This window comes from Pseudomonas putida NBRC 14164, assembly GCF_000412675.1.
Lineage (GTDB): Bacteria > Pseudomonadota > Gammaproteobacteria > Pseudomonadales > Pseudomonadaceae > Aquipseudomonas > Aquipseudomonas putida.
On record NC_021505.1, the window covers coordinates 388,565 to 412,708 of the forward strand.

Annotated in this window: 18 protein-coding genes and 1 pseudogene; 15 read left to right on the forward strand and 4 right to left on the reverse strand. The window is 62.9% G+C overall.

Features of this window, described 5'->3' with window-relative positions; translation table 11 throughout:
• Positions 1 to 64 precede the first annotated feature (64 nt).
• The 6 genes from PP4_RS01710 (at position 65) to PP4_RS01735 (ending at position 8,497) form a co-directional block, all read left to right on the forward strand.
• Entirely contained in the window at positions 65 to 595 is a 531-nt protein-coding gene (locus tag PP4_RS01710; protein ID WP_016497619.1) for a DUF5943 domain-containing protein, read from the forward strand.
• Between the two features lie 15 nt (positions 596 to 610).
• Positions 611 to 2,671, forward strand: coding sequence for a dimethylglycine demethylation protein DgcA (dgcA, locus tag PP4_RS01715; RefSeq protein ID WP_016497620.1), 2,061 nt, complete (start codon positions 611 to 613; stop codon positions 2,669 to 2,671).
• A 207-nt stretch (positions 2,672 to 2,878) separates the two neighbouring features.
• Positions 2,879 to 4,831, forward strand: coding sequence for a dimethylglycine demethylation protein DgcB (dgcB, locus tag PP4_RS01720; protein WP_016497621.1), 1,953 nt, complete (start codon positions 2,879 to 2,881; stop codon positions 4,829 to 4,831).
• Positions 4,831 to 6,063, forward strand: a complete 1,233-nt coding sequence (gene etfA, locus PP4_RS01725; protein WP_016497622.1) for an electron transfer flavoprotein subunit alpha — start codon at positions 4,831 to 4,833, stop codon at positions 6,061 to 6,063. The genes dgcB and etfA overlap by 1 nt, the downstream gene beginning before the upstream one ends.
• 10 nt (positions 6,064 to 6,073) lie before the next feature.
• Complete coding sequence (gene etfB / locus PP4_RS01730) at positions 6,074 to 6,844, forward strand: electron transfer flavoprotein subunit beta (protein WP_016484524.1); 771 nt, start codon at positions 6,074 to 6,076, stop codon at positions 6,842 to 6,844.
• Between the two features lie 816 nt (positions 6,845 to 7,660).
• Positions 7,661 to 8,497, forward strand: coding sequence for an RHS repeat-associated core domain-containing protein (locus tag PP4_RS01735; RefSeq protein ID WP_041167495.1), 837 nt, complete (start codon positions 7,661 to 7,663; stop codon positions 8,495 to 8,497).
• An 82-nt stretch (positions 8,498 to 8,579) separates the two neighbouring features.
• On the opposite strand, the gene gbcA is transcribed toward PP4_RS01735, so the two are convergent.
• Complete coding sequence (gene gbcA / locus PP4_RS01740; RefSeq protein ID WP_016484527.1) at positions 8,580 to 9,872, reverse strand: glycine-betaine demethylase subunit GbcA; 1,293 nt, start codon at positions 9,870 to 9,872, stop codon at positions 8,580 to 8,582.
• A gap of 308 nt (positions 9,873 to 10,180) precedes the next feature.
• On the opposite strand from gbcA, the gene gbcB reads away from it, so the two are divergent.
• Entirely contained in the window at positions 10,181 to 11,281 is a 1,101-nt protein-coding gene (gene gbcB / locus PP4_RS01745; RefSeq protein ID WP_016497624.1) for a glycine-betaine demethylase subunit GbcB, read from the forward strand.
• A gap of 132 nt (positions 11,282 to 11,413) precedes the next feature.
• Here gbcB and PP4_RS29745 read toward each other — a convergent pair whose 3' ends face one another.
• Together PP4_RS29745 and PP4_RS29750 are read right to left on the reverse strand one after the other, a co-directional pair.
• Entirely contained in the window at positions 11,414 to 12,286 is an 873-nt protein-coding gene (locus PP4_RS29745) for a methyl-accepting chemotaxis protein (RefSeq protein WP_408002852.1), read from the reverse strand.
• Positions 12,269 to 13,039: pseudogene (locus PP4_RS29750) on the reverse strand (MCP four helix bundle domain-containing protein); the annotation flags it as partial. The pseudogene PP4_RS29750 and the gene PP4_RS29745, both read right to left, overlap by 18 nt.
• A gap of 276 nt (positions 13,040 to 13,315) precedes the next feature.
• Here PP4_RS29750 and PP4_RS01755 point away from each other — a divergent pair.
• The 3 genes from PP4_RS01755 (at position 13,316) to mcpH (ending at position 15,978) form a co-directional block, all read left to right on the forward strand.
• Positions 13,316 to 13,546, forward strand: coding sequence for a hypothetical protein (locus PP4_RS01755; RefSeq protein ID WP_016497626.1), 231 nt, complete (start codon positions 13,316 to 13,318; stop codon positions 13,544 to 13,546).
• A complete protein-coding gene (locus PP4_RS01760) occupies positions 13,543 to 13,845 on the forward strand; it encodes a cell division protein ZapA (RefSeq protein ID WP_016484532.1) in 303 nt (100 codons plus the stop codon). Before PP4_RS01755 ends, PP4_RS01760 begins: the two co-directional genes overlap by 4 nt.
• Positions 13,846 to 14,040: 195 nt before the next feature.
• Positions 14,041 to 15,978, forward strand: coding sequence for a methyl-accepting chemotaxis protein McpH (gene mcpH / locus PP4_RS01765; protein ID WP_016497627.1), 1,938 nt, complete (start codon positions 14,041 to 14,043; stop codon positions 15,976 to 15,978).
• Between the two features lie 105 nt (positions 15,979 to 16,083).
• Here mcpH and PP4_RS01770 read toward each other — a convergent pair whose 3' ends face one another.
• Positions 16,084 to 17,124 carry a threonine aldolase family protein gene (locus PP4_RS01770; protein WP_016497628.1) on the reverse strand — a complete coding sequence of 347 codons (1,041 nt, stop codon included), beginning with the start codon at positions 17,122 to 17,124 and terminating at the stop codon, positions 16,084 to 16,086.
• Positions 17,125 to 17,447: 323 nt separating this feature from the next.
• On the opposite strand from PP4_RS01770, the gene PP4_RS01775 reads away from it, so the two are divergent.
• The 5 genes from PP4_RS01775 to PP4_RS01795 all read left to right on the forward strand — a co-directional run bounded on the left by PP4_RS01775 (position 17,448) and on the right by PP4_RS01795 (position 24,140).
• Positions 17,448 to 18,701 carry a serine hydroxymethyltransferase gene (locus PP4_RS01775; RefSeq protein ID WP_016497629.1) on the forward strand — a complete coding sequence of 418 codons (1,254 nt, stop codon included), beginning with the start codon at positions 17,448 to 17,450 and terminating at the stop codon, positions 18,699 to 18,701.
• A gap of 15 nt (positions 18,702 to 18,716) precedes the next feature.
• Complete coding sequence (locus PP4_RS01780) at positions 18,717 to 19,967, forward strand: sarcosine oxidase subunit beta family protein (RefSeq protein WP_016484536.1); 1,251 nt, start codon at positions 18,717 to 18,719, stop codon at positions 19,965 to 19,967.
• 14 nt (positions 19,968 to 19,981) lie between these two features.
• The gene (locus PP4_RS01785) at positions 19,982 to 20,317 is read left to right on the forward strand and encodes a sarcosine oxidase subunit delta (protein ID WP_016484537.1); all 336 of its coding nucleotides are present in this window, start codon (positions 19,982 to 19,984) and stop codon (positions 20,315 to 20,317) included.
• Positions 20,314 to 23,328 carry a sarcosine oxidase subunit alpha gene (locus tag PP4_RS01790; protein WP_016497630.1) on the forward strand — a complete coding sequence of 1,005 codons (3,015 nt, stop codon included), beginning with the start codon at positions 20,314 to 20,316 and terminating at the stop codon, positions 23,326 to 23,328. The genes PP4_RS01785 and PP4_RS01790 overlap by 4 nt, the downstream gene beginning before the upstream one ends.
• Positions 23,329 to 23,507: 179 nt before the next feature.
• Positions 23,508 to 24,140 (forward strand): sarcosine oxidase subunit gamma, encoded by a 633-nt coding sequence (locus PP4_RS01795; protein WP_012270121.1) that lies wholly within the window; start codon positions 23,508 to 23,510, stop codon positions 24,138 to 24,140.
• Positions 24,141 to 24,144 lie beyond the last annotated feature (4 nt).

Consider the following 24,144-nt stretch of genomic DNA (forward strand, 5'->3'; position numbering starts at 1 on the left):
CCTGATAGCCCCTGCCAGCAACGCCGGGGCACCCACATAAAAATTTGTATGGAGTTGAGTTTCCATGGCCAAGATCGCCCCGCAATTGCCAATCGAAGTCGACAGCGAGACCGGTGTCTGGACCAGCGACGCCTTGCCGATGCTGTACGTGCCGCGCCATTTCTTCGTCAACAACCACATCGGTATCGAGGAAGTGCTGGGCGCCGACGCCTATGCCGAGATCCTCTACAAGGCCGGCTACAAGTCCGCCTGGCACTGGTGTGAAAAGGAAGCCGAGTGCCATGGCCTGGAAGGCGTGGCGGTGTTCGAGCACTACATGAAGCGCCTGAGCCAGCGTGGCTGGGGCCTGTTCGAGATCCAGGACATCGACCTGGACAAAGGCACCTGCAGCGTCAAGCTCAAGCATTCGGCGTTCGTGTACGTGTACGGCAAGGTTGGCCGCAAGGTCGACTACATGTTCACCGGCTGGTTCGCCGGCGCAATGGACCAGATTCTCGCTGCCCGCGGCAGCTCGATCCGCACCGTGGCCGAACAGGTCTACGGCGGTTCGGAAGAAGGCCACGAAGATGGCCTGTTCGTTACAAAGCCGTTGTAAGCCGGAGATAGCGTCATGGCATTCGAAGCAATGTTCCAGCCGATCCAGATCGGCAAACTGACCATCCGCAACCGTGTGCTCAGCACCGCGCACGCCGAGGTCTACGCCACTGACGGCGGCATGACGACCGACCGCTACGTGAAGTACTACGAAGAGAAGGCCAAGGGCGGTATCGGCCTGGCGATCTGCGGCGGCTCGTCCGTGGTCGCCATCGACAGCCCGCAGGAATGGTGGGCGTCGGTCAACCTGTCGACCGACCGCATCATCCCGCACTTCCAGAACCTGGCCGACGCCATGCACAAGCATGGCGCCAAGATCATGATCCAGATTACCCACATGGGCCGTCGCTCGCGCTGGGACGGCTTCAACTGGCCGACCCTGATGTCGCCGTCGGGCATCCGCGAACCGGTGCACCGCGCCACCTGCAAGACCATCGAGGTGGAAGAGATCTGGCGTGTCATCGGCAACTACGCGCAGGCTGCGCGGCGTGCCAAAGAGGGCGGCCTGGACGGCGTGGAACTGTCGGCCGTGCACCAGCACATGATCGACCAGTTCTGGAGCCCGCGGGTCAACAAGCGTACCGATGAATGGGGCGGCACGTTTGAAGGCCGCATGAAGTTCGGCCTGGAAGTACTCAAAGCCGTGCGCGCCGAAGTGGGCGACGACTTCTGCGTGGGCATGCGCATCTGTGGTGACGAGTTCCACCCCGATGGCCTCAGCCACGAAGACATGAAGCAGATTGCCGCCTACTACGACGGCACCGGCATGCTCGACTTCATCGGCGTGGTCGGCTCGGGCTGCGACACCCACAACACCCTGGCCAACGTCATCCCCAACATGAGCTACCCGCCAGAGCCGTTCCTGCACCTGGCAGCCGGCATCAAGGAGGTGGTCAAGGTCCCGGTGCTTCACGCGCAGAACATCAAGGACCCGAACCAGGCCACGCGCATTCTTGAAGGCGGCTACGTGGACATGGTCGGCATGACCCGTGCGCACATGGCCGACCCGCACCTGATCGCCAAGATCAAGATGGGCCAGATTGACCAGATCAAGCAGTGCGTCGGTGCCAACTACTGCATCGACCGCCAGTATCAGGGCCTGGATGTGCTGTGCATCCAGAACGCCGCGACCTCCCGTGAATACATGGGTGTGCCGCACATCATCGAAAAAACCACCGGCGTCAAACGCAAGGTGGTGGTGGTTGGCGCCGGCCCTGCCGGCATGGAAGCAGCCCGCGTGGCTGCCGAACGTGGGCACGATGTGACCCTGTTCGAGAAGAAAGACCAGATCGGCGGGCAGATCACCATTGCCGCCAAGGCACCGCAGCGTGACCAGATCGCCGGCATCACCCGCTGGTACCAGCTGGAGCTGGCGCGCCTGAAAGTGGACCTGCGCCTGGGCACCGCTGCCAGCGTGGACGCCATCCAGGACCTGCGCCCGGACGTGATCGTGCTGGCGGTGGGCGGCCATCCGTTTGTCGAGCAGAACGAGCACTGGGGCGCTGCCGAAGGGCTGGTGGTCAGCAGCTGGGACGTGCTCGACGGCAAGGTTGCGCCGGGCAAGAACGTGCTGGTGTACGACACCATTTGTGAATTCACCGGCATGTCGGCAGCAGACTACATTGCCGACAAAGGCAGCCAGGTTGAAATCGTCACCGACGACATCAAGCCGGGCGTGGCCATGGGCGGCACGACCTTCCCGACCTACTACCGCAGCATGTACCCGAAAGAAGTGATCATGACCGGCGACATGATGCTGGAAAAGGTCTACCGCGAAGGCGACAAGCTGGTGGCGGTGCTGGAGAACGAGTACACCGGCGCCAAGGAAGAACGCGTGGTCGACCAGGTGGTGATCGAGAACGGCGTGCGGCCTGATGAACAGCTGTACTACGCGCTGAAAGAGGGCTCGCGCAACAAGGGCCAGATCGATGTGGAGGCGCTGTTTGCCATCAAGCCACAGCCGATCCTCAGCCAGCCGGGCGAAGGTTACCTGCTGTACCGCATCGGCGACTGCGTGGCCCAGCGCAACGTGCATGCGGCGATCTACGACGCCTTGCGCCTGTGCAAGGATTTCTGATCGCACCGTCTTTCTAGAGGCGGGACTGGCCCCCCTGTAGGAGCGGCCTTGTGCCGCGAAAGGGTCGCGAAGCGGCCCCCAGCATTTCATCGGTATCAAGGATGCTGGGGCCGCTACGCAGCCCTTTCGCGGCACAAGGCCGCTCCTACAGGGGTCCGCGCTGGCCTTTGGGGTGGCGCAAGAATTTAGCTGTTGTGGGAGCCTCCCATGTTGAACACCCTTCTACCCATCCTGCTGTTCGCTGCCCTTGGCCTGGCGGTGCTCGGCGCCCTGCGCCGGGTGCGCATGTGGCGGCGTGGCCGGGCCTCCAAGGTCGACCTGATCGGCGGCCTGCTGGCCATGCCGCGCCGTTACCTGGTGGACCTGCACCACGTCGTCGAGCGCGACAAGTACATGTCCAAGACCCACGTGGCCACCGCTGGCGGCTTCGTGCTGTCGGCCGCGCTGGCGATCCTGGTGCATGGCTTTGGCCTGCAAAGCAAAGTCCTCGGCTACGCGCTGCTGGTGGCCACGGTGATCATGTTCACTGGCGCCATCTTTGTCTTCAAGCGCCGCCTCAACCCGCCTGCGCGCCTGTCCAAAGGCCCGTGGATGCGCTTGCCGAAGAGCCTGCTGGTATTTGCCGCAAGCTTCTTCATTGCCACCCTGCCGGTCGCCGGCATCCTGCCTGCCAACACGGGTGGCTGGGTGATGGTCGCAGTGCTCGGCCTGGGCGTGCTGTGGGGCGTGTCGGAGCTGTTCTTCGGCATGACCTGGGGTGGCCCGATGAAGCACGCCTTCGCCGGTGCGCTGCACCTGGCCTGGCACCGCCGCGCCGAGCGCTTTGGCGGCGGACGCTCCACCGGCCTCAAGCCGCTGGACCTGGAAGACCCCAACGCGCCGCTGGGCGTGGAAAAACCGGCTGACTTCACCTGGAACCAGCTGCTGGGCTTCGATGCCTGCGTGCAGTGCGGTAAATGTGAAGCCATGTGCCCGGCTTTTGCTGCTGGCCAGCCGCTGAACCCGAAAAAGCTCATCCAGGACATGGTCATCGGCCTGGCCGGTGGCACGGACGCCAAGTTCGCCGGTAGCCCGTACCCGGGCAAGCCGATCGGTGAACACGGCGGCCATCCGCACCAGCCTATCGTCAATGGCCTGGTCGACGCTGAAACGCTGTGGTCGTGCACCACCTGCCGTGCCTGCGTCGAGGAATGCCCGATGATGATCGAGCACGTCGATGCCATCGTCGACATGCGCCGCCACCTCACCCTGGAAAAGGGCGCCACCCCGAACAAGGGCGCCGAGGTGCTGGACAACCTGATCGCCACCGACAACCCCGGCGGCTTCGCCCCAGGCGGTCGCATGAACTGGGCTGCCGACCTCAACCTGAAACTGCTGTCGGAGGTGAAAACCACCGAAGTGCTGTTCTGGGTTGGCGACGGTGCCTTCGACATGCGCAACCAGCGCACCCTGCGTTCGTTTGTCAAAGTACTGAAGGCCTCGGGCGTGGACTTTGCCGTGCTCGGGCTGGAAGAACGCGACAGTGGCGACGTGGCCCGCCGCCTGGGCGACGAAGCGACCTTCCAGCAACTGGCCAAACGCAACATCCAGACCTTGGCCAAATACAAGTTCCAGCGCATCGTCACCTGCGACCCGCACAGCTTCCATGTGCTGAAGAACGAGTACGGCGCATTGGGCGGCGAGTACCAGGTGCAGCACCACAGTACCTACATGGCCGAACTGATCGCGGCCAACAAGCTCAACCTGGCCCAGCACAAGGGCGGCAGCGTCACCTACCACGACCCGTGCTATCTGGGCCGCTACAACGGTGAGTACGAAGCGCCGCGTGAAGTGCTCAAGGCGCTGGGTATCGAAGTGCGCGAGATGCAGCGCTCGGGCTTCCGTTCCCGTTGCTGCGGCGGTGGCGGCGGTGCACCGATCACCGACATCCCGGGCAAGCAGCGTATCCCCGACATGCGCATGGACGACATTCGCGAAACCGAGGCCGAGTTGGTGGCCGTGGGTTGCCCACAGTGCACCGCCATGCTCGAAGGCGTGGTCGAGCCGCGCCCACAGATCAAGGACCTGGCGGAGCTGGTGGCCGACGTGCTGATCGAAGAGGACGCGCCGTCTGCCGCAAAGCCGCAAACGGCCAAACGTGAACCTGCGGAGGTGCACTGATGAGCGACATTATCCGCCGCGACCCACGCGCCGAGTGGATCGCCCGTAACCGCCTGCACCCGCTGCACGCGGCCATGCAGACGCAACAAACCAGCTGGATGGGGCCCAATGGCCTCATCCGCAAGAACCCCCATGCGATTGCCGCAGGCTTCATCGGCCCGGCCGGCATCAAGCGCATCGACCGCAGCGGCGCCCAGCAGGGTACCGGTGTGGGCGGGCGGCGCACGGCGGCGGCAGAGGTCAAGCTGCCGCTGCACCAGGTACCGGCGCCGGCGTTCTACATCGCGGTGGTGCCGGACATGGTCGGTGGCCGCCTGAGCAGCCACGACCGCGACCTGCTCGGCCTGGCCCACAGCCTGGCCGGCAGTGACGGCGCAGTGCTGGCGGTGGTCTTTAACGAGCACAAGGAAAGCAACTTTTCCACCGCTGGCGTCGACCGCCTGCTGGTCGTCGAGGGCGAGGCCTTCGAGGGTTATGCACCGGAGCAACTGGTGCAGGGCCTGCGGGCTGTGGATAACCAGTTCACCCCGCGCCACTGGCTGCTGCCTGACAGCCGCACCGGTGGCGGCGAACTGGGCCGACGCCTGGGCGCGGCGCTGGGCGAGCGCCCGGCCACGCGCGTATGGCAGGTCAAGGACGGCCAGTGCATCGGCCGCGCCGGTGCTGGCCAGCAAGACCTGCAACGTGCGGTGCCACGGCTGATACTGGCGGCGGCGGAGTGCGCCGAGCCGGTCAGCGAAACCCGTCACGAAGCCTTGCCGGTGGAGTTGTCCACAAGCGTGGCGCGCAGCCTGTCGCGCATCGAAGACCTGGGCTCGGTGGCCGTGGACCCGGCCACCATTGCCATGGCCGAGGCCGAGTTCATCATCTCGGGCGGCAACGGGGTCAAGGACTGGGACCTGTACCACCAGGCCACCGCAGCCCTTGGCGCCACCGAAGGCGCCTCGCGGGTGGCGGTGGACGACGGCTTCATGCCGCGCAACCGCCAGGTGGGTGCTACCGGCACCTGGGTTACCGCGCGTGTGTACGTGGCTGTGGGTATCTCGGGTGCCATCCAGCACCTTCAGGGCATCGGCGCCTGCGACAAGGTGGTGGCGATCAACATGGACCCGGGTTGCGACATGATCAAACGGGCGGACCTGTCGGTGATTGGCGACAGTTCGGCGATTCTCAAGGCATTGATCGAGGCTGTGGACAACTACCGCAGCGGCGGCCAGCGCGACGCGGCATAAGGGCACGACCATGAGTACGAAAGTGATCAGCCTGGTTTCCATCGGTGCCCACCCAAGCTCCGGGCGCGCCCGGCGCGCCGAGCAGGATGCCCGCGCCGTGGAACTGGGGTTGCAGCTGGCTGGGGATAACTTGCAGGTGGTACATGCTGGCAATCCACAGGAAGAGGCTTTGCGCGCTTACCTGGGCATGGGCCTGGACCATCTTGACGTGCTGGAGCAGCCGGCCGGTGCCGATGTGCTGGGCGTGCTGGGGGATTACCTGCGCGACGCCGGAGCACAGCTGGTGCTGACCGGTAGCCAGGCCGAGACGGGTGAAGGGTCGGGCATGTTGCCATTCCTGCTGGCCGAAAAGCTTGGCTGGCCGTTGATCGTGGGGTTGGCCGAGGTGGAGTCGATCGAGAACGGCACCGCTCAGGTATTGCAGGCCTTGCCGCGGGGCCAGCGGCGCCGGCTGAAAGTGCGCCTGCCGTTGCTGGCGACTGTGGATAACGCTGCGCCCAAGCCGCGCCAGAGCGCATTCGGGCCGGCGCGACGTGGTGTGCTGGCGGCGCGTAATGTGGCCATTGTCGAAGATGAGTTGCTGGCCGATGCCGAGTTGCAACCGGCCCGCCCTCGGCCCAAGCGCCTGAAGGTGATCAAGGCCAAGAGCGGTGCAGACCGCATGAAAGCAGCAACAGCCAAGGCCAGTGGTGGCGGTGGCAAGGTGCTGAAGGACGTTTCGCCACAGGAAGGTGCTGAGGCCATCCTCAAGCTGCTGGTGGAAGAAGGCGTGCTGCGCTAAGACCTTTACTGGCCTCATCGCCGGCAAGCCAGCTCCCACAGGATCACCACTGCCTACGGGTTCAGTGAAATACCTGTGGGAGCTGGCTTGCCGGCGATTGGCCCTGACAGACTAATGATGTTCCCTGGCTACATTGAACGCCCACTACCCCAATGCCCCGCCCTTCATCGAACCACTTCACAGTGCCCTCCTGGCGGCTGTGTATAAGTCACTCCTGGGTAATGCCCAAGTAGTAACCATTACCCCAGCACATCGCTGCATTTCACGAAACTGGCAGCACTATCAGGTACGCCTGTATTTTGCCCACGGAATCTGTTCGCCAAGGTGTGGATAAAGTGTTGGTGTATGGCTGGGGGCCATATATAAAGGGGCTTACAGAGTTTTGATCATAAACTGATCAACTCTGAGCCGGCTCCTCAGACACAGACATGCGTGCCTCCAACGGGTTTTGCCCACAATCGCTGTTAGCGGGTCTGTGGATAATCTGTTCGGCACTGCCTGAAAGCCGCGCAGGTCATGGCGTGTGAGGAGTTGATCAGAAAATGATCAAATAGGGGTGAATGCCTCCTGATCCATGATTATCAAGGCCTTGAGTCGTTTATCCACAGACCAGAGGCTGCATTGCCGCGTTTTGCTCACAAACTCTGTTGGTGTCTCTGTGGACAAGTTGTATGAACATCGCTGTAGCCCAGAAAGCATGAGGCCTTGACGTGATTGGTTGAATAGTGACCAGTTGCCGGCCTGCTATTTTTGCCAGTACGCAAACGCAATTTTCCTCATTACCCTGTCCACACGCTTCGTGACTTGTGGATAACCATGACGACATTCCTGCTAAGCATCGACCGCCAGCACTCTGTACTGGGTAGGGGGCGTCACGAGGCGCGCGCTTTTTCGCCTTACGGTGCCTTGAGCGCGGCACTGATACCAGGGTTGGCTTTCTGTGGTCAGCATCCGGATCCGCTGACAGGCTGTTATCCGCTGGGCAATGGTCGCCGCTTCTACAGTCCGAGCCTGAGGCGGTTCATCAGCTCTGACTCGCTAAGCCCGTTCGGCAAGGGAGGTATCCATGCATACGCCTATTGTGGCGGCGATCCCGTGAATCGCCATGACCCGAGCGGGGCGTTCTGGGGCGTCGTGCTCAGAATCGTTGGCGTGGCGTCCAGCGGTGCTACGTTGTTCGGCTCGTTGGCACGTACTGCCAAGAATGTAGTGGGGCGCAGGGCCGCTTTCTGGGCCAACAATAACCCTCCGGGGGGAGGCGGGCCTGTGCCCTCCGTGCGCCATCAGGAGCTGCCTCATGCATCCAGGGTCTCGAATCAGCAGTTTTTCATAACCGGGAGCGCTGGGGTAGCTGGGCAGTTGGCTGCTGCGATCTCTGGTGTGACGCCTGCCTTCCAGACAGCAACAGATGTATTGGGCGTGGTGAATTCAGTTACCAACCTGAGCGGCGGTTCGATAGGTAACTTTGCTGCAGCACGTGAGGTAGGGAGTTACTTATGGGCAAACCCACGTGAAATTCCCGTGGTCGCTCTGGAGACTTTCATGGATGTGACGATGGTGGACGAGGTGTTCGCTAACGTGGGCCGGGGGTTTACAGCAGTAGCGGAAAGGATAAGGTCAGCGCGCCCGACCCCGCACGACGTCACCGTGTAGCGTCAGGCGCGGGTGTCCAAACGTCGGCCGACGCGCTCCAACTCGCCAGGCAAGTGGAGCGCGGCAGCCTAACGCTAAATACTCACTGCGCCTTCACCTCTTTCAGGTATGGAGCAGGCTCTGCACCCAAGTTGGCCAATACACGGTCGCTGTACCAGTCAATGAAGTTCACCACACCAAACTCGTAAGTCTTCGAGTAAGGCCCCGGCTGGTACGCCGTGGAGTTGATGCCACGCTGGTTTTCTTCCGCCAGGCGGCGGTCCTGGTCGTTGGTGGCGTCCCACACCTTGCGCATGCGCTCTGGGTCGTAGTCCACACCTTCCACGGCGTCCTTGTGCACCAGCCACTTGGTGGTGACCATGGTTTCCTGGGCGCTGATCGGCCACACGGTGAACACGATCATGTGGTCGCCCATGCAGTGGTTCCACGAGTGCGGCAGGTGCAGGATGCGCATCGAGCCCAGGTCCGGGTTCTTGATGCGGCCCATCAGCTTCTGGCAGGCCTGCTTGCCGTCCATGGTCATCGATACCGTGCCTTTGAGCAGCGGCATGCGCACGATACGGTTACGCAGGCCGTGGCTCTTGTGCAGGTACGGGATCTTTTCGGCTTCCCAGGCGGCGGCCGAAGCGGCCACATGGTCCTTGAATTCCTGGCTGGCGCGCGGGTCGTTGGTGTCGTCCCACTCCAGCAGGGTTTGCAGCAGCTCCGGGTGCGAACCGCTGCAGTGGTAGCACTCGCGATTGTTCTCCAGCACCAGCTTCCAGTTGGCCTTTTCCATCAAGGTGGTGTGCACCGCCACCTTGGTGTTCTCCATGTCGTACGGTTCCATGTAGTGTTCCAGGGTAGCCAGGAACTCGTCGATGGCAGGCGGGTTTTCTGCCAGGCTGATGAAGATATAGCCACCGGCCACCTTCACATGCACCGGCTTCAGGCCGTACTCCTTCATGTCGAAGTCGGCGCCCATTTCGGTGCCGGCGAACAGCAGGCGGCCGTCCAGTTCGTAGGTCCACTGGTGGTAATGGCAGACCAGCTTGGCCACCTTGCCTTTGTCGCTGACGCACAAACGCGAACCACGGTGGCGGCAGACGTTATGGAAGGCGTGCACCTTGCCTTCGGCACCACGCACCACCAGGATCGGGTTTTTGCCGATCTGCAAAGTGATGTAGTTACCTTTCGCCGGAATTTCGCAAGTCATGCCAGCGATCAACCATTCTTTCTGGAAGATCTCCTGCATGTCGATCTGGAACAGACGCTCGTCGGTGTAGAAAGGCTGGGGCAGCGAGTAGGTGCGCTCGCGGGTCTGCAGCATCTCGGCGGTAGCCTTGCGTGCAGGTTCAAGTGGATCGCCCAGGCTCAGGGTTGCGGTGACGTCCATCGTGTATTCCTCGGGGCCGTGTGCGGCCGGCAAAAGGTGGCTAATCGTTGTTGTTGCCGCAAGGCGGTTATCAGCGGCTTTTTGTTTAAACAGCAGGCTTGTTTATTTGCCGTGGAGTGTGCGTCCGAAGACGCCGCGAACCGTATCCATGGGCGACATGGCCGAATTGAATTACGACGCGCCAGCCCTTGTAGCGCGGGGCTGGTCGCGATAAGCACGCCGATGTCGCTGGCAGGAATGTACGTCGCTCTCAGCTTGCGCATTATCCAAGCCATAAAAAGCCCGATAGTCGGCTGCTGGAGATGAACATGTCCGATACCTTCCTCAATCCGGTCACCACCCAGACCTGGGCCAACGGCCGCCACATCGTGCGCTGCGTCAAGGTCATCCAGGAGACCTGGGACGTGCGCACGTTCTGCTTCATGGCCGATCAGCCGATCATGTTCTTCTTCAAGCCCGGGCAGTTCGTCACCCTGGAGCTGGAGATCGAAGGCAAGCCGGTGATGCGCTCCTACACCATCTCCAGTTCGCCGTCGGTGCCGTACAGCTTCTCGATCACCGTCAAGCGCGTGCCGGGCGGCCTGGTGTCAAACTTCCTGCACGACACCATGCACGAAGGCGCCGAGCTGCCGGTGCATGGCCCGGTGGGGCTGTTCAACGCCATCGATTTCCCGGCGGGCAAGGCGCTGTACCTGTCGGGCGGTGTGGGCATTACCCCGGTGATGTCGATGGCGCGCTGGTTCTACGACACCAACGCCAATGTCGACATGGTGTTCGTGCACAGCGCCCGTTCGCCGAAAGACATCATCTACCACCGCGAGCTGGAACAGATGGCTTCGCGCATCCCCAACTTCAGCCTGCACATCATTTGCGAAAAGCATGGCCTGGGCGAGCCATGGGCGGGGTACCGCGGTTACCTGAACCAGCGGCTGATGGAGCTGATTGCTCCTGACTACATGGAGCGCGTGGTGTTCTGCTGCGGCCCGACGCCTTACATGACGGCAGTCAAGCGCATGCTCGAAGCGGCCGGCTTCGACATGAAGAACTACCACGAGGAGTCGTTCGGCGCGACGCCACCAGAAGCCAAGGCCGATGCAGTGGAGCACGCAGAGCAGGCGGCCGATGCACCGGAGCTGGATATTTCCGACCTCAACCTGGTGGAGTTCATCGGCAGCGACAAGAGCATCCGCGTTGCCCCGGGCGAGACCGTGCATGCTGCGGCAGCCAAAGTTGGCCTGATGATCCCGAAAGCTTGCGGCATGGGCATCTGCGGCACCTGCAAGGTGCTCAAACTGGGCGGCGAAGTAGAGATGGAGCACAACGGCGGCATTACCGAAGAGGATGAAGCCGAGGGCTACATCCTGTCGTGCTGCAGTGTGCCGAAAGGGGATGTGCGGATCGATTACTGATCCACTGATCCGAGATTGCCGGGGGCTGCTTCGCAGCCCATCGCCGGCAAGCCAGCTCCCACAGGTACTGCACACGCGGTCGATGTGGGAGCTGGCTTGCCGGCGATGGGCCGCAAAGCGGCCCCGACTTTTTCAGGTGCGGAAACGGGCTACCAGACCATTAAGGTCAACCGCCAGGCGCGACAGCTCTGCACTCGCCGCACTGGTCTGATGGGCACCGGTAGCGCTCTGCACCGACAGGTCATTGATGTTCACCAGGTTGCGGTCCACTTCCCGCGCCACCTGCGCCTGCTCTTCCGCCGCGCTGGCGATTACCAGGTTACGTTCGTTGATTTGCGCGACCGCACCGGCAATGGTGTCCAGCGCCATGCCGGCCCCTTTGGCGATGTTCAGCGTCGACTCGGCGCGCTCGGTGCTGGTGCGCATCGATTCCACAGCCTCTTCCGTACCGCCTTGAATGCTGCCGATCATCCGCTCGATTTCGCTGGTCGACTGCTGGGTGCGGTGCGCCAGTGCGCGCACCTCATCCGCAACCACGGCAAAACCACGGCCCGCTTCGCCGGCACGCGCCGCCTCGATGGCAGCGTTGAGCGCCAGCAGGTTGGTCTGGTCGGCCAGGCCACGGATCACGTCGAGTACCTTGCCAATGTCGCGTGACTGTTCAGCCAGGTGAGTGATCAGTTTGGCAGTGGCCTGCACATCACCGCTCATGCGCTCGATGGCGCCCACAGTCTCCATCACCAGGTCGCGACCGTCACCGGTGGAGCGGCTGGCTTCACTGGACGCTTCCGAGGTGCTCACGGCGTTGCGCGCCACTTCTTCCACAGCGCTGGTCATTTCGGTGACGGCGGTGGCGGCCTGTTCAATCTCGTTGTTCTGCTGTTGCAGGCCACGGGCACTTTCGTCGGTAACGGCATTCAGCTCTTCGGCGGCTGAGGCCAGCTGGGTGGCAGAGCCTGCTATCTGCTGCAGGGTGTCGCGCAGCTTGTCCTGCATGCGGGCCATGGCGCGCAGCAAACGCGCGGCTTCATCGGTACCCTCGGCGCGGATGACATGTGTCAGGTCACCGTCGGCGACTTGCTCTGCGCACTTGAGCGCCTCATCGATCGGCTTGACGATGCTGCGGGTCAGCAGGAAGGCGCAGGCGAAGGTCAGCACGGTGGCGGCAACCAGCAGGCCGATAACCAAGGCAAAGGCCGCAGCGTATTGGCTGGCGGCTTTCTCGTTAGTGGCGCGGGTCTGGTCGGTGTTGATGCGCACCAGCGTGTCCATGACCTTGTTGATCTGTTCGGAGTTGGCCAACAGGTCGCGGTTGAGCAGGTCGCGCAGTTCGTCGACGCGGTCGGCCTGGCTCAGGCTGCGCATGCGCGATTCCAGTTGGCGGTACTGTTCAAGCAACTGGCCGTACTGGTCGAACGCGGCCTGTTCGTCGGCGGCGCCGATCATTGGCAGGTAGGCCTGGCGTGCGCGGTCGATCTGGCTGTTGCGCTGGGCCAGCAGGTTGAGGGTATCGCTTTGGATTGCAGGCTCGCGGTTGGTCAGCAGGCGGTAGGAGAGGGTGCGCATGCGCAGGTTAAGCGCGGTGATTTCGTCGAGGATCTTGATACTGGGCACACTGACTTGCTCGATGGCCACGCCCGCCTGACGGATGTTGCCCATCTGCACCAGCGAGAAGACCCCGAGGCCAAGCATCAGCAGGCCGATAAGCGCAAAGCCGAGCAGCGCGCGCGGGGCGATATTCATGTTACGTAGAGACATGGAGAGGAGGATCCAGGCAAGGGATAAAGAGTGCGCAAAGTGCGACAAAACATGACTTGCCGGGCTATCGGTCGTGACTGGCCAGTCTTGAGTGCAACCCGCAAAAATTGTGAGGTAGCTAACCTTTTCCTGACCGGCGGTTGACCCAGGTCGGAACAAGGGGGTGATTACCCTGTCAATCTGCGGGCCAGACACCTTGTGAATCCGATTTTTAATGGCGATGGGCCGCGCTTTTCTTTATCGTGTGCGCCCCTCGCAACAACCTGAGATAGACCCATGCTGGAAGCTTCCCTGAATCAAATCGAGCAACTGGTCAGCGACCTGATGCAGAAAAACGCTCAACTCACCGAGCAGAACACCACCCTGGGCACGCAACTGGCCCAGGCCAAGGAAGAGAACGAAACCCTGCAGCTGTCGCTGATGGAGCAGGAAGAGAAGAACGGCAGCACCGCCGCTCGCCTGCAGGCCCTGGTTGATCGCGCCAGCGCTGGCGTTGTTGGCGCATGAGATTGCAAGAGCAGCCGGTCAATGTCGTGTCGATTCTCGGCATCGACTATTCGATCAAGGCGCCCGAAGGCCAGGAAGAAACCCTGGCCCAGGCGGTGCGGATGCTCAACACCGCCCTGAACGAAACCAAGCGTCAGTACCCGACCCTGATCGGTGACAAATTGCTGGTGCTGGCTGCCCTTAACCTGTGCTCCAAACAGGTTGAACTGCAGAAAGAACACCAGCAGACCCTTGCGCGTACTCAGGCGCAGATCGACGCCACGGTGGACGCCATCGTGCGGACTATTGCAGAGTCCTGATCGATAGCTGAAAGGCCCAAGGCCGCTCCTCCAAGGGTTATGCCTTCCCCTGTAGGAGCAGCCTTGTGCTGCGAATGGGCTGCGCAGCAGCCCCAAAGCCCCAAAGCCCAACTCATTGTTCCAGGTCACTGGATTAACTGGATACGCAAGTGTATACACTTCTCGCAAAACAATAATGTGCGGGGGAGTAGGGGCATGCGTATCTGGCGTAAAAGCATCCAGTGGCAGTTGATCACCAGCATGGGCGCCGCCCTGCTGGCCAGCATCCTGGTGGTGGTCATCATCTTCACCGTGGCGCTCAACCGCCTCACCGACCGCTACCTGGTCGACACTGCCCTGCCCGCCAGTGTCGAGGCGATCCGCAACGACATCGAACGCATGCTCGGCCAGCCACTGGTGGCTGCGGCGGACATTGCCGGCAACACCCTGCTGCGCGACTGGCTGGCGGCCGGCGAAGACCCCGCCCAGGCTGCGGCATTCATCGAATACCTGGGCGCCGCCAAACAGCGTAACCGGGCCTTCACCACCTTGTTTGCCTCGACCGAAACCGGCCACTACTACAACGAGAATGGCCTGGACCGCACCCTCAGCCGCAGCAACCCCAAGGACAAATGGTTCTACGGCTACATCGACAGCGGCGCCGAACGGTTTATCAATATCGACATTGACGGTGCCACTGGCGAGCTGGCGCTGTTTATCGACTATCGCGTGGAAAAGGCCGGCAAGCTGGTGGGCGTGGCCGGCATGGGCCTGCGCATGACCGAGCTGTCGCAGCTGATTCACGACTTCAGCTTTGGCGAGCATGGCAAGGTCTTCCTGGTACGTAACGACGGCCTGATCCAGGTGCACCCGGACGCTGCTTTCAGCGGCAAGCGCCAGCTCGCCGAGCAGCTCGGCACGGATGCTGCCAAGGCCGTGATGACCGGCGGCGAAGGCCTGCGCAACAGCCGTTTCAGCCGTGACGGCGAGCGCTACCTGGCGCTGGGCCTGCCCCTGCGTGACCTCAACTGGACGCTGGTGGCCGAGGTGCCGGAGTCGGAAATCTACGCACAAATGCATCAGGCGGTATGGCTGACCAGCCTGATCGGTGGCGCCGTGGCGCTTGTGTCGCTGCTGCTGGTGGTGCTGCTGGCGCGAGGCCTGGTGCGCCCTGTGCGCCGCGTTACCGCTGCGCTGGTGCAGATTGGCAGTGGCGCAGGCGACCTTAGCCACCGCCTGGATGATTCGCGCCAGGACGAACTGGGTGACCTGGCCCGGGGCTTCAACCGCTTTCTCGACAGCCAGCGCAGCCTGATTGGCGAGGTGTTGCAGACTTCCGAACGGCTGCATCGGGCGGTTGAGCAGGTGACCCAGGTGGTGGAAAACACGGCCGAGCGCTCCGGGCGACAGCAGGAAATGACCGAAATGGTTGCCACTGCCGTACATGAAATGGGCCTGACCGTGCAGGACATTGCCCGCAATGCCGGTGATGCAGCTCAGGCCTCGCAGTCGGCACGGGATGAGGCCTTGCAGGCGCGCGAGGTGGTACGGCGTTCAATTCAGGGCATCGAGGGCATGTCGGGCGACATCGGCAAGGCAGCCGATGCAGTCAGCCAGTTGGCCAACGAAGTCGCCTCTATCGATGAAGTGCTGGCGGTTATCCGCAGTATTTCCGAGCAAACCAATTTGCTGGCGCTGAACGCCGCTATCGAGGCTGCGCGGGCAGGGGAAATGGGCCGCGGATTTGCTGTGGTGGCCGACGAAGTGCGCACGCTGGCGCGGCGCACGCAGCTATCCACCGACGAAGTGCAACAGATGATCCAGCGCCTGAAGCAGGGCGCGGGTTCGGCGGTGAGCTCGATGCAGGCGGGGCAGCAGGCGACCGGCAGTGGGGTGGAATCGAGCCAGCGTACCGGGGCGTCGCTGGGGGCGATTACCGACCAGGTGGAACACATCAGCGACATGAACCATCAGGTGGCCACGGCGACCGAAGAGCAGTCGGCGGTGACTGAGGAAATCAACCGCACGGTGCAGGGCATTTCCGACCTGGCGCGGGAGACGGCGGCAGAGGTGCAGGGCTGCCGTGAGGAGTGCCAGGCGTTGCGTGGCTTGGCTGATGACCTGGCTCGGCAGATGGGCGGGTTCAGGCTTTAGATCGGTGTGGGCTTCATCGCCGGCAAACCAGCTCCTACAGGATCACCGCAGGCCTGAGCCTTGTGTGGTCCATGTGGGAGCTGGCTTGCCGGCGATTGGGGCCTGTCAGGCGGTGATGATGCTGCGGATATCCGCCGCCAGCTCGCGCACCCGCTCTTCCTCGGTATCCCAGGAACACATGAACCGCGCCCCGCCGCTGCCGATAAAGGTATAGAACCGCCAGCCCTTGGCGCGCAGCGCTTCAATCGCGTGCTCCGGCATTTGCAGGAACACCCCGTTGGCCTCCACCGGGAACATCAGTTCCACCCCCGGCAAGTCACTCACCAGCAACGCCAGCAGCTGCGCGCAATGGTTGGCGTGGTTGCCATGGCGCAACCACGCGCCATCTTCCAGCAGGCCCACCCACGGCGCGGACAGGAAGCGCATTTTCGACGCCAGTTGCCCGGCCTGCTTGCAGCGGTAGTCGAAGTCCTCGGCCAGTTGGCGATTGAAGAACAGGATCGCCTCGCCCACCGCCATGCCGTTCTTGGTGCCGCCAAAGCACAGCACGTCGACGCCGGCCTTCCAGGTCAGCTCAGCCGGGCTGCAGCCCAGGAACGCGCAGGCATTGGTAAAGCGCGCGCCGTCCATGTGCAGGTTCAGGCCCAGCTCCTTGCAGGTGGCGCTGATGGCCTTGAGCTCATCGGGGCGATATACGGTGCCCACTTCGGTGGCCTGGGTGATGGTCACCACGCGTGGCTTGGGGTAGTGGATGTCCTGGCGCTTCAGTGCCACTTCGCGGATCGACTGCGGGGTCAGCTTGCCGTTGACGCTGGCCGCCGTCAGCAGCTTGGAGCCGTTGGAGAAAAACTCCGGCGCGCCGCATTCGTCGGTTTCGACGTGGGCAGTCTCGGAACAGATCACGCTGTGGTAGCTCTGGCACAGCGAGGCCAGGGCCAGGGAGTTGGCTGCGGTACCGTTGAAGGCGAAAAACACCTCGCAGTCGGTTTCGAACAGGTTGCGGAAGTATTCCGAGGCGCGCTCGGTCCACTGATCGTCGCCATAGGCGCGGTCGTGGCCGTGGTTGGCCTTCTCCATCGCCGCCCAGGCTTCGGGGCAGATACCGGAATAGTTGTCGCTGGCGAATTGTTGGCTCTTATCTGTCATGACACGGTCCTGTGAACGACGCAGAACAGCACTCTAAACCATCGATTCAGCACTTGCCTATACAACCGGTACAGCGATTTCTGTTCATTCTGGGCCGGCCTATTCGCGGGCACGCCCGCTCCCACAATGGTCCTGCACACGCCAATCACTGTGGGAGCGGGCGCGCCCGCGAAGGGGCCAGCATGGGCGGCACAAAGAGAATGTCGTAAACGCGCCATTGCAAGGCGTGCGCAGGCATCTGACCCGCCCCCGCCAGTCATACCATCGCCACAAAGGGCCACAGTGCCCCACGACAAAAAACGATCGCTGCCGGGAGATACACGATGTTCAGCAAGCAAGACCAGATCCAGGGTTACGACGACGCACTGCTGGCGGCGATGAATGCCGAAGAACAGCGCCAGGAAGATCACATCGAGCTGATCGCCTCGGAGAACTACACCAGCCAGCGCGTCATGCAGGCCCAAGGCAGCGGCCTCACCAACAAATACGCCGAAGGCTACCCGGGCAAGCGCTACTACGGTGGCTGCGAACACGTGGACAAAGTAGAGGCCCTGGCCATCGAGCGCGCCAAGCAGCTGTTCGGTGCCGACTACGCCAACGTCCAGCCGCACTCCGGCTCGTCGGCCAATGGCGCCGTCTACCTGGCCCTGCTGCAAGCCGGTGACACCATCCTCGGCATGAGCCTGGCCCACGGCGGTCACCTGACCCACGGCGCAAAAGTGTCGTCCTCGGGCAAGCTGTACAACGCCGTGCAGTACGGCATCAACACCGACACCGGCCTGATCGACTACGACGAAGTCGAGCGCCTGGCGGTCGAGCACAAGCCGAAAATGATCGTTGCCGGTTTCTCGGCCTACTCCAAGACCCTCGACTTCCCACGCTTCCGCGCCATTGCCGACAAGGTCGGTGCGCTGCTGTTCGTCGACATGGCCCACGTAGCCGGCCTGGTTGCCGCTGGCCTGTACCCGAACCCGATCCCGTTCGCCGATGTGGTGACCACCACCACCCACAAGACCCTGCGCGGCCCTCGTGGCGGCCTGATCCTGGCCAAGTCGAACGAAGAGATCGAGAAGAAGCTGAACGCCGCTGTATTCCCGGGCGCCCAAGGCGGCCCGCTGATGCACGTGATTGCCGCCAAGGCCGTGTGCTTCAAGGAAGCGCTGGAGCCTGGCTTCAAGGCCTACCAGCAGCAAGTGATCGAAAACGCCCAGGCCATGGCCCAGGTGTTCATCGACCGCGGCTACGACGTGGTGTCCGGTGGCACCGACAACCACCTGTTCCTGGTCAGCCTGATCCGCCAGGGCCTCACCGGCAAAGATGCCGACGCCGCCCTGGGCCGCGCGCACATCACCGTCAACAAGAACGCCGTGCCGAACGACCCGCAGTCGCCGTTCGTCACCTCGGGCCTGCGCATCGGCACCCCGGCCGTCACCACCCGCGGCTTCAAGGTTGCGCAGTGCGTGGCCCTGGCCGGCTGGATCTGCGACATCCTCGACAACCTCGGTGACGCAGACGTCGAAGCCGATGTGGCGAAGAACGTCGCGGCGCTGTGCGCAGACTTCCCTGTTTACCGCTGAGTGGAGTAAACGACCATGCAACGCTACTCGGGCTTCGGCCTCTTCAAACACTCCCTCAGCCACCACGAAAACTGGCAGCGCATGTGGCGCACGCCAACCCCTAAAAAGGTTTACGACGTGGTTATCGTCGGCGGTGGCGGCCATGGCCTGGCCACGGCCTACTACCTGGCCAAAGAGCACGGCATCACCAACGTTGCCGTGATCGAGAAAGGTTACCTGGGCGGCGGCAACACCGCCCGTAACACCACCATTGTGCGTTCCAACTACTTGTGGGACGAGTCGGCGCAGCTGTACGAGCACGCCATGAAGCTGTGGGAAGGCTTGTCCCAGGACATCAACTACAACGTCATGTTCTCCCAGCGCGGCGTGTACAACCTGTGCCACACCCTGCAGGACATTCGTGACTCCGAGCGCCGCGTCAGCGCCAACCGCCTCAACGGTGTCGATGGCGAGCTGCTGAACACCGCCCAGGTCGCGGCCGAAATCCCGTACCTGGACTGCTCGAAGAACACCCGTTACCCGATCCTTGGCGCAACCGTTCAGCGCCGTGGTGGCGTGGCCCGCCACGACGCCGTGGCCTGGGGCTATGCCCGCGCTGCCGACGCCCTGGGCGTGGACCTGATCCAGCAGACCGAAGTGATCGGCTTCCGCAAGGAAAACGGCGCGGTCATCGGCGTGGAAACCAACAAAGGCTTCATCGGCGCCAAACGCGTCGGCGTGGTCACCGCGGGTAACTCCGGGCACATGGCCAAGCTGGCCGGTTTCCGCCTGCCGCTGGAATCGCACCCGCTGCAAGCGCTGGTATCCGAGCCGATCAAGCCGATCATCGACAGCGTGATCATGTCCAACGCCGTGCACGGCTACATCAGCCAGTCCGACAAGGGCGACCTGGTAATCGGTGCCGGTATCGACGGCTGGGTCGGCTACGGCCAGCGCGGTTCGTACCCGGTGATCGAGCACACCCTGCAGGCCATCGTGGAGATGTTCCCCAACCTCTCTCGCGTGCGCATGAACCGCCAGTGGGGCGGCATCGTCGACACCTCGCCGGACGCCTGCCCGATCATCACCAAGACCCCGGTCAAGAACATGTTCTTCAACTGCGGTTGGGGCACTGGCGGCTTCAAGGCGACCCCGGGTTCGGGCAACGTCTTCGCCGCGAGCCTGGCCAAGGGCGAAATGCACCCACTGGCCGCGCCGTTCTCCATGGACCGTTTCTACAACGGCGCACTGATCGACGAACACGGCGCCGCCGCCGTCGCCCACTAACCGGAGACACCGTCATGTTGCATATTTTCTGTCCCCACTGCGGCGAGCTGCGCTCCGAAGAAGAGTTCCACGCCTCTGGCCAGGCGCACATCGCCCGCCCGCTGGACCCTGCCGCCTGCTCCGACGAGGAGTGGGGTACCTACATGTTCTACCGTGATAACCCACGCGGTATTCACCATGAACTGTGGGACCACGTTGCCGGTTGCCGCCAGTACTTCAACGTCACCCGCGACACCGTGACCTACGAAATTCTGGAAACCTACAAGATTGGCGAAAAGCCGCAAGTGACCGCCAACGGTAAAGCTGCGAACGCACCGTCGACCGTCAAAGGCCAAGGGGAAAAAGTATGAGCCAGACCTATCGCCTCGCCAGCGGCGGCCGCATCGACCGCAGCAAGGTCCTGAACTTCACTTTCAACGGCAAGACCTACCAGGGTTATGCCGGTGACAGCCTGGCCGCCGCACTGCTGGCCAACGGCGTAGACATTGTCGGCCGCAGCTTCAAGTATTCGCGCCCACGCGGCATCATCGCTGCCGGTACCGAAGAGCCGAACGCCATCCTGCAGATCGGTTCCAGCGAAGCCACCCAGATCCCCAACGTGCGCGCTACTCAACAAGCGCTGTACGCAGGCCTTGTCGCCACCAGCACCAACGGCTGGCCGAACGTCAACAATGACGTGATGGGCATCCTCGGCAAGGTGGGCGGCAGCATGATGCCGCCGGGCTTCTACTACAAAACCTTCATGTACCCGAAATCGTTCTGGATGACGTACGAAAAGTACATCCGTAAAGCGGCAGGCCTTGGCCGTGCACCGCTGCAGAACGACCCGGATAGCTACGACTACATGAACCAGCACTGCGACGTGCTGATCGTCGGCGCCGGCCCTGCTGGCCTGGCCGCTGCACTGGCTGCTGCGCGCAGCGGCGCCCGTGTGATCCTGGCTGACGAGCAGGAAGAGTTTGGCGGCAGCCTGCTCGACAGCCGCGAAACCCTCGACGGCAAGCCTGCCGCCGACTGGGTCAACGCCGTGATCAAAGAGCTGGAAGGCCTGCCGGAAGTGACCCTGCTGCCACGTGCCACGGTCAACGGCTACCACGACCACAACTTCCTGACCATTCACGAGCGCCTTACCGACCACCTCGGCGACCGCGCCCCGATCGGCCAGGTACGCCACCGTGTGCACCGTGTACGCGCCAAGCGCGTGGTACTGGCGCCCGGCGCCCACGAGCGCCCGCTGGTGTACGGCAACAACGACGTACCGGGCAACATGCTGGCTGGTGCTGTGTCCACCTACGTTCGCCGCTACGGCGTGGCACCGGGCCGCAAGCTGGTGCTGTCGACCAACAACGACCACGCCTACCGCGCTGCGCTTGACTGGCACGACGCTGGCCTGCAAGTGGTCGCCATCGCCGACGCCCGCCACAACCCACGTGGCTCGCTGGTTGAAGAAGCGCGTGCCAAAGGCATCCGCATCCTCACCTCCAGCGCCGTGGTCGAGGCCAAAGGCAGCAAGCATGTCACCGGCGCCCGCGTGGCGGCTATTGATGTGCAGGCGCACAAAGTCACCAGCCCAGGCGAAACCCTTGAGTGCGACCTGATCGCAACCTCCGGTGGCTACAGCCCGATCGTGCACCTGGCTTCGCACCTGGGCGGTCGCCCAGTGTGGCGTGACGACATCCTCGGCTTCGTACCGGGCGATGCGCCGCAGAAACGCGAGTGCGTGGGCGGTATCAATGGCGTCTACGCCCTCGGTGACGTGATTGCCGATGGCTTCGAAGGCGGCGTTCGCGCAGCCACCGAGGCGGGCTTCAAGGCCTCTGTCGGCACCCTGCCAAAAACCGTGGCGCGCAAGGAAGAGGCCACCGTGGCACTGTTCCAGGTGCCGCACGACAAAGGCAGCAAGGGGCCGAAGCAGTTCGTCGACCAGCAGAACGACGTGACCGCCGCAGGTATCGAGCTGGCCACCCGTGAAGGCTTCGAGTCGGTCGAGCACGTAAAACGCTACACCGCGCTGGGTTTCGGTACCGATCAGGGCAAACTGGGCAACATCAACGGCCTGGCCATCGCCGCCCGTTCGATCGGCATCACCATCCCGGAAATGGGCACCACCATGTTCCGCCCCAACTACACGCCGGTGACGTTCGGCGCGGTAGCGGGCCGTCACTGTGGCCACCTGTTCGAGCCCGTGCGCTTCACCGCCCTGCATGCCTGGCACGTGAAGAACGGCGCCGAGTTCGAAGACGTCGGCCAGTGGAAGCGCCCTTGGTACTTCCCCAAAGCCGGTGAAGACATCCATGCCGCCGTGGCCCGCGAGTGCAAGGCCGTGCGCGACAGCGTGGGCCTGCTGGACGCCTCGACCCTGGGCAAGATCGACATCCAGGGCCCGGACGCCCGTGAGTTCCTCAACCGCATCTATACCAATGCCTGGACCAAGCTGGACGTGGGCAAGGCCCGCTACGGCCTGATGTGCAAGGAAGACGGCATGGTCTTCGACGACGGCGTAACCGCCTGCGTTGGCGACAACCACTTCATCATGACCACCACCACCGGTGGCGCCGCCCGTGTGCTGCAGTGGATGGAGCTGTACCACCAGACCGAATGGCCGGAGCTGAAGGTGTACTTCACCTCGGTTACCGACCACTGGGCCACCATGACCTTGTCCGGCCCCAACAGCCGCAAGCTGCTCAGCGAGCTGACCGACATCGACATGGACAAGGAAGCCTTCCCGTTCATGACCTGGAAGGAAGGCAACGTCGGCGGCGTGCCGGCCCGTGTGTTCCGTATCTCGTTCACCGGTGAGCTGTCGTACGAAGTCAACGTGCAGGCCAACTACGCCATGGGCGTGCTGGAACAGATCATCGAGGCGGGCAAGAAGTACAACCTGACCCCGTACGGCACCGAGACCATGCACGTACTGCGTGCCGAGAAGGGCTTCATCATCGTGGGCCAGGACACCGACGGTTCGATGAACCCGGACGACCTGAACATGAGCTGGTGTGTGGGCCGCAACAAACCATATTCGTGGATCGGCCTGCGTGGCATGAACCGCGAAGACTGCGTGCGCGAGAACCGCAAGCAGCTGGTAGGCCTGAAGCCGGTCGACCCGACCAAGTGGCTGCCGGAAGGCGCCCAGCTGGTGTTCGACCCCAAACAGCCGATCCCGATGGACATGGTTGGCCACGTTACCTCCAGCTACGCGTCCAACTCCCTGGGCTACTCGTTCGCCATGGGGGTGGTCAAAGGCGGCCTCAAGCGCATGGGCGAGCGTGTCTACTCGCCGCAGGCAGATGGCAGCGTGATCGAGGCGGAAATCGTGTCTTCGGTGTTCTTCGATCCGAAGGGTGAGCGGCAGAACGTTTGACTCCGGGCCCTGTGGGGGGCAGGCCAGGCCTATCGCCGGCAAGCCAGCTCCCACAGGATCGATGCAGCTTTGAAGGTGGGTGAAATCCCTGTGGGAGCTGGCTTGCCGGCGATAGGGCCGGTAGCCACCACACAGAAGCTGCGTCGCATCGACGAACAAGAATTCAAGGCAGGTAAGAAATGAGCGCTATCAACGTCTTCCAGCAAAACCCCGGCGCCGAGGCCAAGGCCCAGTCGCCACTGCACCACGCCGACCTGGCCAGCCTGGTTGGCAAAGGCCGCAAGAACGCAGGCGTGACCCTGCGTGAACGCAAGTTCCTTGGCCACCTGACCCTGCGTGGCGACGGCCACAACCCGGAATTCGCCGCCGGCGTGCACAAGGCCCTGGGCCTGGAGCTGCCAGTGGCCCTGACCGTGGTCGCCAACAACGACATGTCGCTGCAATGGGTTGGCCCCGACGAGTGGCTGCTGATCGTGCCCGGTGGCCAGGAACTGGCGGTCGAGCAAAAGCTGCGCGCGGCCCTTGATGGCCAGCACATCCAGGTGGTCAACGTCAGCGGCGGGCAAAGCCTGCTGGAACTGCGCGGCCCGAACGTGCGCGAAGTGCTGATGAAATCCACCAGCTATGATGTTCACCCGAACAACTTCCCGGTGGGCAAGGCCGTGGGCACCGTGTTCGCCAAGTCGCAACTGGTGATCCGCCGTACCGCCGAAGACACCTGGGAGCTGGTGATTCGCCGCAGCTTCGCCGACTACTGGTGGCTGTGGCTGCAGGACGCTTCGGCCGAATACGGCCTGAGCATCGAAGCTTAAGGAG